General features: G+C 61.6%; 13 protein-coding genes (1 of these 13 running past the window's edge). All 13 read left to right on the forward strand.

Going from position 1 to position 16136, the window contains the following annotated elements; all coding sequences use genetic code 11:
* Nucleotides 1-804, forward strand: the 3' portion of a protein-coding gene (locus ISN39_RS15285; RefSeq protein WP_194728098.1) for a pseudouridine synthase. 3 nt of this gene lie to the left of the window's left edge; 804 of the gene's 807 nt are visible here — the last part of the coding sequence; its start codon lies beyond the left edge, outside the window; the stop codon is at nt 802-804.
* Between the two features lie 14 nt (nt 805-818).
* Nucleotides 819-1505: a phosphoribosyltransferase gene (locus ISN39_RS15290; protein WP_194730228.1), complete on the forward strand. Its 687-nt coding sequence runs from the start codon at nt 819-821 to the stop codon at nt 1503-1505.
* Between the two features lie 102 nt (nt 1506-1607).
* The gene (locus ISN39_RS15295) at nt 1608-3353 is read left to right on the forward strand and encodes an SLC13 family permease (RefSeq protein ID WP_194728099.1); all 1746 of its coding nucleotides are present in this window, start codon (nt 1608-1610) and stop codon (nt 3351-3353) included.
* A 74-nt stretch (nt 3354-3427) separates the two neighbouring features.
* Complete coding sequence (locus tag ISN39_RS15300) at nt 3428-4372, forward strand: phosphoribosylaminoimidazolesuccinocarboxamide synthase (RefSeq protein ID WP_194728100.1); 945 nt, start codon at nt 3428-3430, stop codon at nt 4370-4372.
* A gap of 110 nt (nt 4373-4482) precedes the next feature.
* Nucleotides 4483-5085: a TetR family transcriptional regulator gene (locus tag ISN39_RS15305; RefSeq protein ID WP_194728101.1), complete on the forward strand. Its 603-nt coding sequence runs from the start codon at nt 4483-4485 to the stop codon at nt 5083-5085.
* 157 nt (nt 5086-5242) lie between these two features.
* Nucleotides 5243-6463, forward strand: a complete 1221-nt coding sequence (locus ISN39_RS15310) for an efflux RND transporter periplasmic adaptor subunit (protein WP_194728102.1) — start codon at nt 5243-5245, stop codon at nt 6461-6463.
* A 47-nt stretch (nt 6464-6510) separates the two neighbouring features.
* The gene (locus ISN39_RS15315; RefSeq protein WP_194728103.1) at nt 6511-9615 is read left to right on the forward strand and encodes an efflux RND transporter permease subunit; all 3105 of its coding nucleotides are present in this window, start codon (nt 6511-6513) and stop codon (nt 9613-9615) included.
* Nucleotides 9616-9773: 158 nt separating this feature from the next.
* Nucleotides 9774-11216: an efflux transporter outer membrane subunit gene (locus ISN39_RS15320; protein ID WP_194728104.1), complete on the forward strand. Its 1443-nt coding sequence runs from the start codon at nt 9774-9776 to the stop codon at nt 11214-11216.
* A 164-nt stretch (nt 11217-11380) separates the two neighbouring features.
* Nucleotides 11381-12424 (forward strand): LacI family DNA-binding transcriptional regulator, encoded by a 1044-nt coding sequence (locus ISN39_RS15325; RefSeq protein ID WP_194728105.1) that lies wholly within the window; start codon nt 11381-11383, stop codon nt 12422-12424.
* Between the two features lies 1 nt (nt 12425).
* Entirely contained in the window at nt 12426-13448 is a 1023-nt protein-coding gene (locus ISN39_RS15330) for an ABC transporter substrate-binding protein (protein ID WP_194728106.1), read from the forward strand.
* A gap of 66 nt (nt 13449-13514) precedes the next feature.
* The gene (locus tag ISN39_RS15335; protein ID WP_039845949.1) at nt 13515-14342 is read left to right on the forward strand and encodes an ABC transporter permease; all 828 of its coding nucleotides are present in this window, start codon (nt 13515-13517) and stop codon (nt 14340-14342) included.
* On the forward strand, nt 14339-15118 hold the full coding sequence (locus tag ISN39_RS15340; protein WP_074069556.1) for an ABC transporter permease: 780 nt from the start codon (nt 14339-14341) through the stop codon (nt 15116-15118). Before ISN39_RS15335 ends, ISN39_RS15340 begins: the two co-directional genes overlap by 4 nt.
* A complete protein-coding gene (locus ISN39_RS15345; RefSeq protein ID WP_194728107.1) occupies nt 15111-16133 on the forward strand; it encodes an ABC transporter ATP-binding protein in 1023 nt (340 codons plus the stop codon). Before ISN39_RS15340 ends, ISN39_RS15345 begins: the two co-directional genes overlap by 8 nt.
* The last annotated feature ends 3 nt before the right edge of the window (nt 16134-16136 follow it).

The following is a 16136-nucleotide window of genomic DNA, read 5'->3' on the forward strand; positions in this document are numbered from 1 at the left end:
GGAGAGCGGCGCCAACCGCAGAAATTGCGTGAACGCGAGAAAGCCGGCGCGGATACCGGCGGCAAGCGGGTCACCCTGCCGCGTGCTCTTTCGAAGCTCGGCTATTGTTCCCGCACCCAGGCCGAACGCCTGATCGCCGACGGCCGTGTTGCGGTCGATGGGCGGATCATCCGGAATCTCGACGCCTGGGTCGATCTCCAATCAGCAAAGCTTGCAGTCGACGGCGCAACGATCGCCGCCGAGGCGAAAATCTACCTGATGTTGAATAAGCCGCGCGGGCTGCTGACGACCCGGCACGATCCGGAAGAGCGTCCGACGGTCTATGATTGTCTCAAGGAATTCGACATTCCGCATCTTTCACCGGTCGGCCGGCTCGACAAGGCAAGCGAAGGCCTGCTGCTGTTTACCAACGATACCGAGTTCGCGCAGGCCCTGCTCGATCCGATCACCCATGTGACCAAGACCTATCATGTGCAAGTCAACCGCATCATGGATGCGGAATCGCTGGCCGAAATGACATACGGGATCCGGCACGACGGCGAAGTGCTGACAGCGACGGCTGCACGGCTCCTGCGAAGCGGCGACCGCAATTCCTGGATCGAGGTGGAGCTTGACGAGGGCCGTAACCGGCAGATCCGCCGCATGCTCGAAGCCACCGGTGCGGAGTGCCTGCGGCTGGTGCGGGTTGCAATTGGGGGGCTCAAGCTTGGAGAGCTGCCGAAAGGCTCGGTGCGCACACTGACAGAAGCGGAGCTACGCGACCTGAAGCGGCGGACGGGCATGGAAAGGACCGGGCGGAATTGATGCAGAACGACGATATCGCGCCGCATGACTTCTGGCAGGAGCTCCATCCCCCGGGCAGCTTTCCGGCAGATGGCGATTTTACCTCGTTCTATGTCGCGGAACTGCAGGACCGCCGCCAGCTTCGTCTGCCGATCCGGGTGCTTGCCGACAGCGACCACGCGCTCGCCTCGCTGATCGTCAACCAGGCGAGCTTCGCCGTGCTCGATGCGCTTGCCGGGCAACTGGCGGCAACGATCAGGCACTTTGACATCGATATCGTCGCAGGCCTGCCGACGCTCGGGTTGACGCTTGCTGCAGCAGTCGCCCAGAAGCTCGGACACGCGCGCTACGTACCCTTGGGCACCTCCCGGAAATTCTGGTACCGCACCGACCTTTCCGTAGCCCTGTCGTCGATCACGACGCCGGAACAGCAGAAGCGTCTCTATATAGACCCGCGCATGCTGCCGCTGCTTCGGGGCCGCCGTGTCGCGCTGATCGACGATGTCATTTCGAGCGGCAGTTCCATCGTCGCGGGCCTGCAATTGATGATGGCCTGCGATATCGAGCCTGTCGTCGTCGCCGCGGCGATGCTGCAATCCGAACGCTGGAAGGAAAAGCTCGCCGCTGAAGGCGCCCAATGGCCCGACCGCACCGTTGGCGTCTTCGCGACACCGATACTCGAAAGGACGGCAGAAGGCCGTTGGCGCGCGCCCACTGCCTGACCTCGCACAATATGAGGATTGTTCGATCTTTCCGCGCGCCCTCCCTATACAGCCCTGTCCGGATGGCTACATTCCGCTGACGGTTGAAACGCGAGCCCGCCAATGACGTTCGAGCAAGCATCCCTGCTGATCCTTCTCTCGGCAATGCTCGTTCTGTTCTCCCTGAACCGTATCCGCATCGAGGTCGTGGCGATCGGGGGCCTGCTTGCCGGGTATCTGCTCCGACTTTATCCAGCCGATCAGGTCTTTGCCGGTTTCGCGAGTCCCGTCGTCATCACCGTGGTCGAGATTCTACTGATCGTCCAGGTGCTCGCCCGCGCGAAACTCTTTGACAGCCTCGCCGCACGTTTTGCAGCCGCCGGACTGTCCGGCTTCACGGTCATCGCCAGTCTTTCGGCGGTCACCGGGCTCATCTCTATCTTCATGAACAATATCGGCGCCTTCGCGATCATGCTGCCTGCAACGCTGCGCATCAGCAGCGTCATGGATATCCCCCGGCGCCAGCTCGTCATGCCGATTTCCTTCGCGGCACTTCTCGGCGGTCTCGTCTCGCTGATCGGAACGCCGGCCAATCTGCTTGTCAGCGATGCATTGGCCAAGGCAACGGGCTCCGGCTTTCATTTTTTCGATTTCGCCTATGTCGGCCTTCCTGTCGCCATCGCCGGAATTCTGCTGATGGCCGCTCTCGTTCCGCACCTATTTCCCGAAACGGACGACCAACCTGCCGCTGCGGCGCCAGCCCGACGGCGCATCGTGACGGAACGGCGCATTCCTGAGGGTTCGCCGCTCGCCGGCGTACGCCTTCTCGATTGCTCCAGCCTCTTTGAAATCCAGCCGCACGCATTGATCCGCAACGGCCGGTTCGTCTTTGGCCCGCTCGATCAGTCGACGATCGAGGCAGGCGATAGCTTGCTTGCCGAAGGCGCCGATGCAGTTTTTGCCGGTCTCGCCGCCTCGGCTGCGCTCGTTCCAGAAGCTCATCCGAATGGGCTGCAGGCGGATTTCACCCGCATCGAGGCCGTCGTCATGCCGGAGAGCACGCTGGTCGGCTCGCGAATCCGCTCGTTGGAGGTTTTTAAGAGCCGGAGCGTCAGGGTTGCCGCTCTCTCCATGCGGTCACCACGGATCGAAGGCCGCTTCGAGGATTTGCAGCTCTCGATCGGCGATATCCTCCTGCTCGAAGGCCCACGCGAGGCGGTCGCTGAAGCGCTTGAGGAATGCGAATGCCTGCCGCTCGCCTCCCAGCCCGCAGACGAGGCGACGTCAAATGCGTGGCAGCCCTTCCTGATCTTCGCTGCTGGCGTGACGCTTTCCGCTGTCGGGCCGATCCGCCCGGAGATCGCATTTGCGGCTGTCGTGCTCGTTCTTGCGCTGATGGGCTATCTCAACATCCGCCAGGCCATGGCGGACATAAACTGGCCGATCATCATCATGTTGGCCGCGATGATCCCGATCGGCTCGGCTGTTGCCGCAACAGGCACGGCCCAGCTGGTCGCCGATTGGCTGAGCCTGCTCGTGCCGATATCCATGCCGCTTGCCGGCATCGCACTCCTGCTCTTCATCGCCATGGCGCTTACGCCTTTCGTCAACAACGCGACAGTGGCAATTGTGCTCAGTCCCGTTGCGCTGGAATTCGCGGAAGCGGCACACCAAGCCCCGGCCGCCTATCTGATTGCCGTTGCCGCCGGCGCATCGCTCGATTTCCTGACGCCGTTCGGCCACCACAACAATACGCTGGCGATGAGCATCGGCAGCTACCGCGTCTCCGACTTCCTGCGCGCCGGCAGTCCGCTGGCGTTTGCTTCCTATTTTCTGACCGTTCTTCTGGTCGCCCTGATCTGGCTTTGAAAGCCATTTGCTTGACATCCCCTGCAATGGAACTAGAGCAAGGTGAAACCCCGCGACAAAGGACTATCGAGCCCGTGCGAATTCTTTCCGAAGCCCATTTCCCCGAACTGCCGAACTATTATCGCGGCAAGGTGCGCGAGAATTACGACCTTCCGGATGGCAGCCGCATCATCATCAGCACCGACCGCCTCAGCGCTTTCGACCGCATCCTGACCTGCATCCCATATAAGGGCCAGGTGCTGACGCAGACGGCACGCTACTGGTTCGAAGCAACCAAGGATATCTGCCCGAACCACGTCATTGCCTATCCGGACCCGAATGTGGTCATCGGCAAGCGGCTCGACATTCTGCCCGTCGAGGTCGTCGTCCGGGGCTATCTCGCCGGCACCACCGGCACGTCGATCCTCACTCTTTATAAGAAGGGCGAGCGCGAAATGTACGGCATGCGCCTGCCGGACGGCATGCGCGACAACCAGCGCCTGCCCGAGCCGGTGATCACGCCGACCAGCAAGGAATTCGACGGCGGCCATGACGAGCCGCTGACGCCTGACGAGATCGTCAGCCGCGGGTTGCTCACAGCGAAACAGTGGGCAACGCTTTCGAGATACGCGCTCGCGCTTTTCGCACGCGGCCAGGAAATGGCTGCAAAACGCGGCCTCATCCTTGTCGACACCAAATACGAATTCGGAACCGACAAGGACGGCAATATTATTCTCGCCGACGAAATCCACACGCCGGACAGCAGCCGTTACTGGCTCGCGGACAGCTATCAGCAGGCCTTCGAAGCCGGCACGCGCCCCGCAAGCTTCGACAAGGACTTCGTCCGTGCCTGGGTCGCCGAGCGTTGCGACCCGTACAAGGACGAGATCCCCGAGATCCCGGTCGAATTGGTCGAGCAGACATCGAAGGTTTACATCAAGGCCTATGAGGCGATTACCGCCCAGTCTTTCGTGCCGGATGACAGCGGCGAAACCCCGGTTGCCCGTGTGCGAAGCAACCTTGCGCGCTATTTCCCTTAAAAATCCGGAACGAACCGCCCGAAAGCCGCCTGTGCGCTTGCGGGATTTCGCCGGAAGGCGTTAGCATGTGCAAGGAAGGGGTGCCGGTCGGAAGGCCGGCTTGGGAACGAATGGCACGAAGGCCGCGGCGCAAGGCCGAGGAAACCCGGGAAGACATTCTGTCGATGGCCGAGTTGCTGTTTCGCCAGCGCGGTTTCGTCGCCGTATCGATCGCCGACATCGCCTCCTCCCTCGGCATGTCGCCGGCCAATGTCTTCAAGCATTTTCATTCGAAAGTGGCGCTCGTCGATGCCATTGCCGAACGGCATCTCGGCAACGCCACCGAGCGTTTTGGCTCTTTCGAGCGAAACCTCCCGCCGAAAGAGCAACTGCTGCGTTTCGTGCTTCGGCTTCTCGAAAGCCACCTCAAGGACATTCAGGAAAATCCCTACATCTTCGAAATGGTGCTGACGACAGTTCAGGCGAAGCTCGAAGCGGGTAATCGCTACCGCGAGCGAATCGAGCAGCAACTCGAAGAAATCATCCGCGAGGGGGTTAGCGCAGATCATTATAAATGTTCCGATCCGCGCCGCGCCGCTCATACCGTTGCCGATGTCCTTGCATCGGTGCTGCACCCCGTGCTGATCGCCCGTGACGATAAGGATACACTTGTGCACAGGGCTGAGGAGATCGTCTGTTTTGTAGATACTGCACTGCAAAATAACGCTTGCTAAGTGACGATCATTGAATTACGTCACTTCGTAAATCTATTCTTAAGTTCGGATCGAAGGGTATTTGAATCCCGCTAATCACGCTCCTTATGTGGATGCAGCGCTCCGTCGCCGGGGCTGGTGATCCGATCCGCAAATGCCAACCGCAAGGGAATTCAGCATGATACGGCGTGGCTTCATCATCTCTTCAGTTTTGGTGCTGGGCGGATTGCTTACTGCCTGCAGCGACAGCGGCAACAACCAGGCCGGCGGCGCAGGCGCGCCTGGAGCGGCGGCTCAGCAGGCAGCCCCGGTCGGTGTCGTGGCGCTGAAGAAGGACACGTTCCCGGTCACGACGATCCTTCCGGGCCGGGCCGAGGCTTATCAGACGGCCGATATCCGTCCGCAGGTCAGCGGCATCATCCGTGAAATCGCCTTCAGAGACGGCAGCGAGGTGAAAAAGGGCGACCTCCTCTATCAGATCGAAGACGCGCCTTATGTTGCAACCGTCGAACAGGCCAAGGCGGCAATCGCCAAGGCCGAAGCCAGCGTGCCGAGCGCGCAGAGTAATTTCGACCGCTACCAGCGCCTCGTCGGCAGCGGCGCGACACAGATCGAATTCGAAACGGCAAAGACCACCCTTCTCCAGGCTCACGCTGAGGTCGAATCGGCCAAGGCCACCCTTGCCTCCGCGCAAATCGATCTCGACCACACGAAGATCGTCGCGCCGTTCGACGGCGTCATCGACGAGACGGCCTACAACGTGGGCAACGTGGTGGCCGCCAATCAGACAGCGGCGCTGACGACGATCCGCCAGCTTGACCCGATCTATGTTTCGCTGACCGAATCGAGCACCAATCTCCTCAGGCTCCGTGATGCCTTGGCATCTGGCACCGTTCGGGGTGAAGGCGCCGATGTCGCATTCCGGCTCATCCTGGAAAACGGCAAGGAATACGCCCAGAAGGGCAAGCTGGATATGTCGAAGCAGATCGTCAGCGAGACGACCGGCACCTTCATCATCCGCGTGCTCTTCCCGAATCCGGATCTGGTCATTTTGCCGGGCATGTATGTGCGCGCAACCGTCGAACTTGGCGCCGAGGTCGGCTATGCGCTGCCGCAACTCGCCACCAGCCGCGACGCAACCGGGCGTCTGACGGCGCAGTTCATCTCCGCTGATGGCAAAGTCGAGGCACGTGTCTTCGAAAACGCCTCGCCCTCCAACAATTCCTGGCTCGTGACCGACGGCGTGAAGGATGGCGATCAGCTGATCGTCAGCGGTCTGCAGTCGATCGCGCCCGGCATGCCGGTTACGCCCGTCCCCATGAAGATCAATGAAAGCGGTGTGGTCGTGGCTGCCGAGCAGGCAGCGGCCGGTGACGCCCAGAAGCCGGCCGCGCAGTAGGACGCGCCCGCCTCTAACATTGATCCAAGCCGCACAGGAATAATTTGATGGCCAAGTTTTTCATCCGACGCCCGATTTTTGCCTGGGTCATTGCGATTTCCATCATGCTCGCAGGCTTGCTCGGCATCTTCACTCTGTCGATCTCGCAGTATCCGGACATCGCACCCACCACGGTGCGTATCAACGCCACCTATCGCGGCGCGAGCGCTGAAACCGTAGAGAAATCGGTGACGACGATCATCGAAGACGGCATGACCGGCCTTGATGACCTCACCTACATGACTTCGACCTCGTCGACCGGTTCGGCGAGCATCTCGCTGACGTTTGGAACAAGCGTCGACCCGGACATCGCCCAGGTGCAGGTCCAGAACAAGCTGCAGCTCGTTCAATCGCAGCTTCCCGATGACGTCATCGATGCCGGCATCAGCGTCACGCGATCGACCTCCAGTATCCTTTTGGTCGGCTCGCTGGTTTCGACCGACGGCAAGCGGAATTCCGTCGACCTCGGCAACATCCTGTCTAATCAGATCGAAGATCAGATCCAGCGTCTCGAAGGCGTCGGCAGCATCAATATATTCGGTTCGGGTTACGCCATGCGCGTCTGGCTCGATCCCTTCAAGCTGCAGAAGTATCAGCTGACGCCAAGCGACGTAACCTCGGCTATCGAGGCCCAGAACACCCAGGTCTCCGTTGGCTCGCTCGGCGCACAGCCGCTCGTCGAAGGCCAACAGCTGAACGTCACGATCACCGCGCAGAGCCAGCTGACGACGGTCGCGGACTTCGAGCGGATCATTCTGAAAGTGGAAAAGGACGGCTCGACGGTCCGCCTCAGCGATGTCTCGCGCATCGAAATCGGCCAGGAAAGCTACGGCGGCTCTTCGCGCTACAATGGTCAGCCCTCGAGCGGCTTTGCCGTCAACCTCGCGATCGGCGCCAACGCCATCGATACCGCGGAGCGCGTTCGCTCGGCGCTCGACACGATCGGACGCGGCCTGCCGGAAGGCGTGGAGATCACCTATCCTTACGACACGACGCCCTTCGTCGAGCTGTCGATCGAAAAGGTCGTCCATACCCTCATCGAAGCGATCGTTCTCGTCTTCGTGGTTCTTCTTGTCTTCCTGCAGAACCTGCGCGCGACGCTGATCCCAACCATCGCCGTGCCGGTGGTGCTGCTTGGAACCTTCGGCATTCTCGCGGCAACGGGATATTCGATCAACACGCTGACCATGTTCGCCATGGTTCTCGCAATCGGCCTCCTCGTCGACGACGCTATCGTCGTTGTCGAGAACGTCGAGCGCATCATGTCGGAGGAAAAGCTATCGCCGCTTGAGGCGACCGAGAAGTCGATGGGCGAAATCACCGGCGCCATCGTCGGCATCGCGCTGGTTCTGACCGCCGTCTTCATTCCGATGGCCTTTTTCGGCGGTTCGACCGGCATCATCTACCGTCAGTTCTCGATCACCATCGTTTCGGCCATGCTGCTTTCGGCCCTCGTCGCCATCGTGCTGACGCCGGCACTCTGCGCGAGCATGCTGAAACCGGTCGGCGAACACAGGAAGCACCGCGTCGGCGACTGGTTCAACCGCAACTTCACGCGCTCGACCAATGGCTACGTCCGCACCATCGGCTATCTGTTGAAGCGTCCGATCCGGGTCATGCTGGTGTTCCTGCTCGTCGGCGCCGGTTGCGCCTATCTGTTCACGCGCCTGCCGAGCTCGTTCCTGCCGCAGGAAGATCAGGGCGTTCTGCTGACGATCGTCACCACGCCGCCCGGATCGACCACGCAACAGACCCAGGCCGTCGTCGAGAAGGTCGAAAAATACTATCGCGAAAACGAGAAGGACTCCGTCGAGTCGGTTTTCGGCGCCCTTGGCTTCAGCTTCAACGGCTCCGGCCAGAACAGCGCGATCGTCTTCACCAAGCTCAAGGACTTCTCGCTTCGTACCGATCCCAATCAGCACGCGCAGGCGATCGTGACGCGGGCGCTCAAGACCTTCTTCACCTTCCGCGAAGCGCAGGTCTTCGCATTGCTTCCGCCGGCGATACAGGGTCTCGGCGTGTCCAGCGGCTTCTCGATGTACCTCGTCGATACCGGCGGACACGGCACAGCTGCGCTCGACACCGCCTCCAAGCGGCTGATCCAGATGGCCAATGCCAGCGGCAAGGTGGTCGCCCTCCGCAATAACAACAAGGAGGTCGAGCCGCAGATGCGGATCGTCATCGACCAGGAGAAGATCGGCGCCATGGGCGTCGATATATCTGCGGTCAATGCGATGCTCTCTGTCATCTTCACCGGCCGCGACGTCAATGACTTCACGCTGAACGGCGAGATCAAGCCGGTCTACGTGCAGGGCGATGCGCCCTTCCGAATGCAGCCGACTGACCTCGACCACTGGTATGCCCGCAACTCTTCCGGCGAAATGGTTCCCTTCTCCGCCTTCACCACGACGGAATGGGTAAAGGGTGCCCCGACGCTCGCCCGCTTCAACGCGGTCAGCGCGATCCCGCTAGAGGGCGCTTCGGCACCGGGCGTCAGCTCCGGCGACGCCATGAACGAGATGGAGGCCCTGACTGCACAGCTCGGCGGCGGCTATACGGTCGCCTGGCAGGGCATTTCCTATCAGGAGCGGCTCTCGGGTTCGCAGGCGCCGATGCTTTATGCAATTTCGGTGCTCGTCGTCTTCCTTTGCCTCGCCGCACTCTACGAAAGCTGGTCGATTCCGTTCTCGGTGATCATGGCGGTGCCTGTCGGCGTGCTCGGCGCGCTTATGGCTGCGACCCTCTTCGGACAAGCGAACGACGTCTACTTCAAGGTCGGTCTTCTGACGACGATCGGTCTCGCAGCGAAGAACGCGATTCTGATCGTCGAATTCGCCAAGGACCGGATGGAGACCGGAATGGGGCTCTTCGAGGCGACTTTGGAAGCGGCAAGGCTGCGTTTGCGCCCGATCATCATGACATCACTTGCCTTCATTCTGGGCGTCGTGCCTCTTGCCGTCGCCACCGGCGCGGGCTCCGCAGCCCAGAACGCAATCGGCATCGGTGTCCTCGGCGGCATGCTCGCGGCGACTGCGCTCGGGATTTTCTTCGTGCCGTCCTTCTTCGTCGTCATCCGACGCGTATTCTCCCGCCGCAAGAAAATTGTGGCGTGAGTGTGATAAAAATGCACTGCCAGAATGAATGACTCATTGATACATTGCCCGCGGACTGCTTCGGCATGGTGTACCTCGTTGGGACGAAGCGCGGCCGAAGGCAAAGCATGATGCTTTTGGCAAGAATTTAGACTTGGTCGAGTTACAGGAAGAAATGAATGATATCTCTTCGTTTTGCTACACCGGCACTATTGCTGTTGCTGGCGGGCTGCGTGAGCGGACCGGACCACACGCCTCCGGAGATGCCGCTGCCGGCGAAATTCGGTGAGGGCAGCACCAAGAATATCGGTGATGTTGCGACGGTGGCCTGGTGGTCGGCCTATCGCGACAGGCAGCTCGACAGCCTGGTGGCGCGCGGCATCGACCAGAACCTCGACGTGCTGCAGGCGATGGAGCGCATCAATTCGGCGTCCTCGAATGTGACGGTCGCCGGGGCCGGTTCGCTGCCGAGCCTGGTGGTCGGTGCCTCGCACACGGTGTCGGGCCAGATGGGCTCGGAGCGCACCCGGGTGGGTGCTACCAACACCACTGGCGGCGAGGCCAATGTCTCCTGGCTGCTCGATCTCTTCGGCCAGTACCGCCGCTCCAAGGAAAGCGCGCTTGCCTCGCTCGATTCGGCCTATGCCAGCGCCGACGTGGCCCGGCTTGCCTTCCTGCAGGATCTCGTCTCGACCTATATCGACGCCCGCTTCTACCAGGAGCGCATTGCGCTGTCGAAGGCCAACCTGCAATCGCGCCGGGAGACCTACGACCTCACCAAGTTCCAGCTGGAAGCCGGGGCCGCCTCCAGGCTCGACGTCGTCCAGGCCGAGGGCCTGGTGCAGTCGACGCAGGCCGAAATCCCCGGTCTGGAAACCAACTTCCGCGTCTCGGCGCATCACATCGCCACGCTGCTCGGCCTGCCGGCCTCCTCGCTGATGGCCGAACTGCAGAGGGGGGCCGCCCAGCCGGTCTACCGTGCCGGCATCATCTCCGGCATCCCGGCCGACCTGATCCGCAACCGTCCCGACATCCGCGTGGCCGAGCGCAATCTGGCAGCGGCGACCGCCAATATCGGCGTCGCCCAATCGCAGCTTTATCCGTCGATCGCGCTGTCCGGCTCGATCTCGCCGACCTGGGTCAACCCGGCCAGTGGCCGCGGCGGCGGCCTGACCACCTGGTCCTTCGGCCCGACGCTCAACCTGCCGATCTTCGACGGCGGCCGCCTGCGCGCCAATGTCGACATTGCCAAGTCGGACGCCAAGACCGCCTATCTCGCCTGGAAGGCAGCGGTGCTCAACGCCGTCGAGGAGGTGGAGAACGCGCTGTCGGCGGTGCGCCGCGACGCCCAGACGGTGGAAGCGCTGCGCGCCCAGGTCAAGACGACGCAGGAATCGCTGGAACTGTCGACGGCAAGCTACAAGGACGGCGCCTCCTCGCTGCTCGACGTGCTCGACGCCCAGCGCCAGGTGTCGCTGGCCCAGGCGAGCCTGGCGGCGGCCGTGCAGCAGATGGCCAAGGACTACGTCTCCCTCAACGTCGCCATCGGCGGCGGCTATGCCCCGGGCGGCAAGGTCAACTCTGTCTCCGCCACCGTGGCAAAGGGCCCCACAAAGAGCTGAGAAAGCCATTTCTATGAATGACAAAAGCCCCGGCAACGGGGCTTTTTTTATTGCTTCTCGAAAAATCCCGTGTGCAACACGCCCTATCCCACAAAATGGATTCGACAAGCCGGTGCGCTTCAGGTACGCGTGATTAAACGATTAATCAAACACATTATGAAACCATGGCTCAGCTGCGCCCGGGACCGAACCTCAGCAGGATTGCGACGTCGCTAGGCGTGTCGGTCGCAACGGTGTCGAACGCGCTTTCGGGCAAGGGGCGCGTCTCGGAGCAGCTCGTCGGAAAGATCAGGGAACATGCCGCGGAGCTCGGATATGTTCCAAGCCAGGCGGGTCGGGCGCTTCGCACCGGCCGAAGCCGCGTGCTCGGCCTCGTTCTTCCCGACATCGCAAATCCCCTCTTTCCCAAGATTGCGCAGGCGATCGAATTCGCCGCCGCCTCTGCCGGTTACGGCGTACTGATCGCCGACTCGCGCGGCAATGTCTCGGCGCAGACCGAAGCAATCAACCGGCTGGTCGAACGCGGCGTCGACGGTATGGTGATCGTGCCCCGCCGCGCAACGCGAATATCGGCGGCAAGCTGCCCAGTTGCGGTCATCGACACCGCATCAACCCCCGGCAACACGGTTGCAGCCGATCATTGGCAGGGTGGCGAACTGATTGCCGCTCACCTCGCTGATCTCGGCCATAAGCGAATCCTCATCATCGGCAACAATCCGGAATCGAACGTGCAGAACGATCGGGCGGGTGGCATCCGTTCGGGTCTTTGTGCGGGCATGAGCGCCGAAACGCTCTGGATCGAAAAGCTTGAACATCAGGCCGGCAGCGGCTGCCCGCTCGGACTTGCAAGAAAGGTCGAGGAGGGCTTCAGCGCCTTTGCCGCCCTGTCCGATCTTCAGGCGCTGCGGGTGCTCACGGAGCTGCAGCGCGACGGCATCGATGTGCCTGCAGAGGCCAGCGTCACCGGTTTTGACGACCTCATCTGGTCTGCGGTCGTGACACCCGCACTTACCACGGTGAAGATGGACATGGACGCCATTGCCGAGATCGCCGTATCGGCCTTGCTTAACAGCATAAACACAGGCCGCACCCGGGAGGGCGCACTCGTGACCGCGCAGAATGATCGCGTGCCCATGCAACTGATCATTCGCCAATCATCCCGGCCGGCGAAGCCGGTTCAAGAAAACCTGCAGATGGAGAACTCATGACATGAAGACATCCCTCATCGCATCGACAGCGCTGCTCGCGCTTATCCCGCTCGGCGCCGTGGCGCAGGATCGCACTCTGACTATTTCCGTCTATGCCTTTGCGCAGGACGACTTCAAGACGCTGGTCTATGATCCCTTCGAAAAGCAATGTGGTTGCAAGCTCGTCGTCGAGACGGGCAACAGCGTCGAACGCCTCGCCAAGATGGAGGCGAACAAGGCAAACCCGGTTGTCGACATGGCTGTCGTCTCGATGGCGGATGCGCTGTCGGCCTCCCGCAAGGGCCTGGTGGAAAAGATCGATCCGTCCAAGCTTACCAACTTTGGCAAGCTCTACGATCTCGCCAAGGACCCGAACGGCGACGGCATGAGCGTCGGCTACACGTTCTATGCCACGTCTATCGCCTACCGCTCGGACAAGATGAAAATCGAGTCCTGGGCCGATCTCCTCAAGCCGGAGTATGTCGGCCACGTCGCCTTTCCGAACGTGACCACCAACCAGGGGCCGCCGGCGCTCTATATGCTCGGCCTCGCGCTCGGCAAGGATACGCCCGACCTCAACGGACCGATCGAAGCCGTCGGCGAAAAGAAGGATGACATCGTCACCTTCTACGAGAAGTCCTCGCAGCTGATACAGCTCATGCAGCAGGAGGAAATCTGGGCCGCCCCGATCGGCCGTTTCTCCTGGGCGGGCTTCACCAAGCTCGACCTTCCGGTCGCCTGGGCGACACCGAAGGAAGGCCAGACCGGCGGTATGAATGTCATGGTCGTCACCAAAGGCTCGAAGAATCAGGATCTGGCGCTGCAGTTCATGGATTTCTGGCTCTCGACCGACATCCAGACGAAACTCGCCGAAAAGCTGATCGATAGTCCCGCAAACAAGGACGTGAAGGTTTCCGAGGCCGCCGCCAACAACCTCACTTACGGCGAGGACACAGCCAAGAGCCTCAAGCTCATTCCGTCCGCAGCAGCGCTCGACAATCGCGACGCATGGCTCAAGGAATGGAACGACAAGGTCGGCCAGTAAAGCGCCCATCACCCGGTTCCGGCTTGCCGGGACCGCCCATTCCGCCGCCGTTCCGAAAGGCGCATCATGTTTCAGAACCGAGCAGAAGCCCTGGCGCTCGCCCTGCCCGCAGCGGTCTTTGCCGCGGTGGTTTTTCTGCTGCCCGTCGCCATCCTGCTTTCGGAAGGCTTTCGCCTGGAAGGCGCCTGGACGCTTTCTGCCTATGGTGACTTCTTCTCCGGGACGCTGAACCGCACCGTCTTCATCCGCACCTTCAAGCTTGGTCTTGAGGTGACGGCCGTTTCGGCGATCATCGGCTATGCCGCAGCTTTCGCCATCGTCAACCTGCCGCCCAAGGGCAAGGGCCGGATGATCGGCCTCGTTACCCTGCCGCTGATGATCTCGCCCGTTGCCCGTACCTATGCCTGGATCGTCATCCTCGGCCGCACCGGCATCGTCAACCAGGCGCTGACCGGCATGGGCCTCAGCGACGGACCACTACGCCTTCTCTTTACTGAAACGGCCGTGTTCATCGGCCTGCTGCAGCTCTTCTTGCCTCTGATGATCCTTTCGCTGATCAGCGCGCTCGAAAATATGCCGAAGGATGCGATCCCGGCGGCCCGCGTCCTCGGCGCCAACTGGTTCCAGGTTTTCTGGAAGGTCATCCTGCCGCTCACCCGCGAAGGCCTCGTCGTCGGCGGCACGCTCGTCTTCACCGGCTCGCTGACGGCCTATATCACGCCCGCCGTGCTTGGCGGTTCCAAGGTGCTGATGCTCGAAACATTGCTCTACCAGCAGGTCTCCGTCGCCAATAACTTCGTTTCCGCAAGCGTCATCGCCTTCATGCTGATCGTTATGAGCTTCGCCGCGAACATTCTGCTGAAGCGCCTGGCAACTGCAAGGAACAAGCGATGACCGCCCGTCTGTTCTCACCGATCGTGCTTTTCCTCGTGCTGGCGTTCCTGATCGGGCCATTTCTGATCATCATCGCCGCATCGCTTTCGGCCGGGGATACGCTCGCCTTTCCGCCGCAAGGCCTCTCGCTTCGCTGGGTGATCAAGGTCTTCACCATCGAGAGCTTCCGCGACAGCTTTTCGATGTCGATGTTCCTTGCAGTCTTCGGAACGCTCGCCGCCCTCGTGCTCGGCATTCCGGCCGCCTACGCTCTGTCGCGCTATTGGCTGCCGTTCGGTGAAACGGTCCGAACCGTTGTCTCGCTGCCGATCATCGTCCCGGGCATCATCGTCGGCCTCGCATTGTTGCGTTACCTCGTCGTGCCCTTCGGCTTCAACATCACGCTGGCGCTCTTCTTCGCCCACACGGCGCTCGTCCTGCCCTATGCCGTGCGCGTCGTCTCCGCAAGCCTCAATAATTTGCGCTCAGACATCGAGGAAGCCGCCGTGCTGCTCGGCTCGTCGCGCCTCGGCGCCTTCTTCCGTGTCGTGATGCCGAATATCCGCGGCGGCATTCTTGCCGCCTTCATCCTCGGCTTCGTCACCAGCTTCAACCAGGTGCCGGTCTCGCTTTTCCTGTCCGGCCCCGGCGTCCGCACGCTGCCAATCGATATGCTGGGCTACATGGAAACCACTTACGACCCCTCGATCGCCGCGCTCTCCTCGCTGCTCGCCTTCCTTTCCATCGGCATCGTCTTCCTCGCCGAACGCTTCCTGGGACTGTCTCGTTATGTCTGATACCTATCTTCAACTCGACAAGCTGACGCTGGCCTACGGCGATACGGTCGCCGTGAAGGATCTCGACCTGTCGATCGCCAAGGGCGAACTCGTCGCCCTGCTCGGCCCTTCAGGCTGCGGCAAGACGACGACGATGCGCTCCATTGCAGGTCTGCTCGCGCCCGCCTCCGGCCGCATCAATCTCGATGGCGCCGACATCACGCGCGTTTCGGCCAACAAACGCGCCGTCGGCCTCGTCTTCCAGTCCTACGCGCTCTTCCCGCACCTGACGGTCTATGAGAACGTCGCCTTCGGCCTCCGCCTCAAGGGTATCAACGGACAGACGCTCGATACCCGCGTCAACGCCGGCATCAAGTCAGTCGGCCTCTCCAGTTTCGCCTCACGCAAACCCGCAGAACTCTCCGGCGGCCAGCAGCAGCGCGTGGCGCTTGCCCGTTCCATGGTCATGGAGCCGAAGGTGCTGCTGCTTGACGAGCCGCTCTCCAACCTCGACGCGCGCCTGCGCCTCGAAATGCGGGCAGAACTGCAGCGCGTGCAGAAGGAAACCGGCGTTACAATGATCTTCGTCACCCACGACCAGGCGGAGGCCCTGGCCCTTGCCGACCGTATCGTGGTCATGCTGAACGGCGGCATAGAGCAGATCGGCACGCCGGAAGAGATCTACAACAAACCGGTCTCCGCCTTCGTTGCCGATTTCGTCGGCTTCGAGAATGTCTTCAAGCTGCAGAACGGCAGGCTTGTCACGCCGAACGGCGCCATTGAACTTTCCCTTCCCGCTCCGCAGGCAGCAGGGCTGGCCTGGCGGCCCAGCTCGATCGCGCTTGGTTCCGGTCCTTTCCAGGGCGCCGTGCGCGGCACCTCCTTTGCCGGCAACACGCGCGAATATCTGCTTGATACGCCGCTCGGGCCGATCAAGGCCGAGGTGGATGCAAGCCTGCCACCGCACGAAATCGGCGCGGCACTTTCCTTCGACCTACCGCTTAAGGCGGCTGCAACTCTTACGCGGTTCGGGTGACAT

The organism is Rhizobium sp. 007, from assembly GCF_015353075.1.
Classification (GTDB): Bacteria; Pseudomonadota; Alphaproteobacteria; order Rhizobiales; family Rhizobiaceae; genus Rhizobium.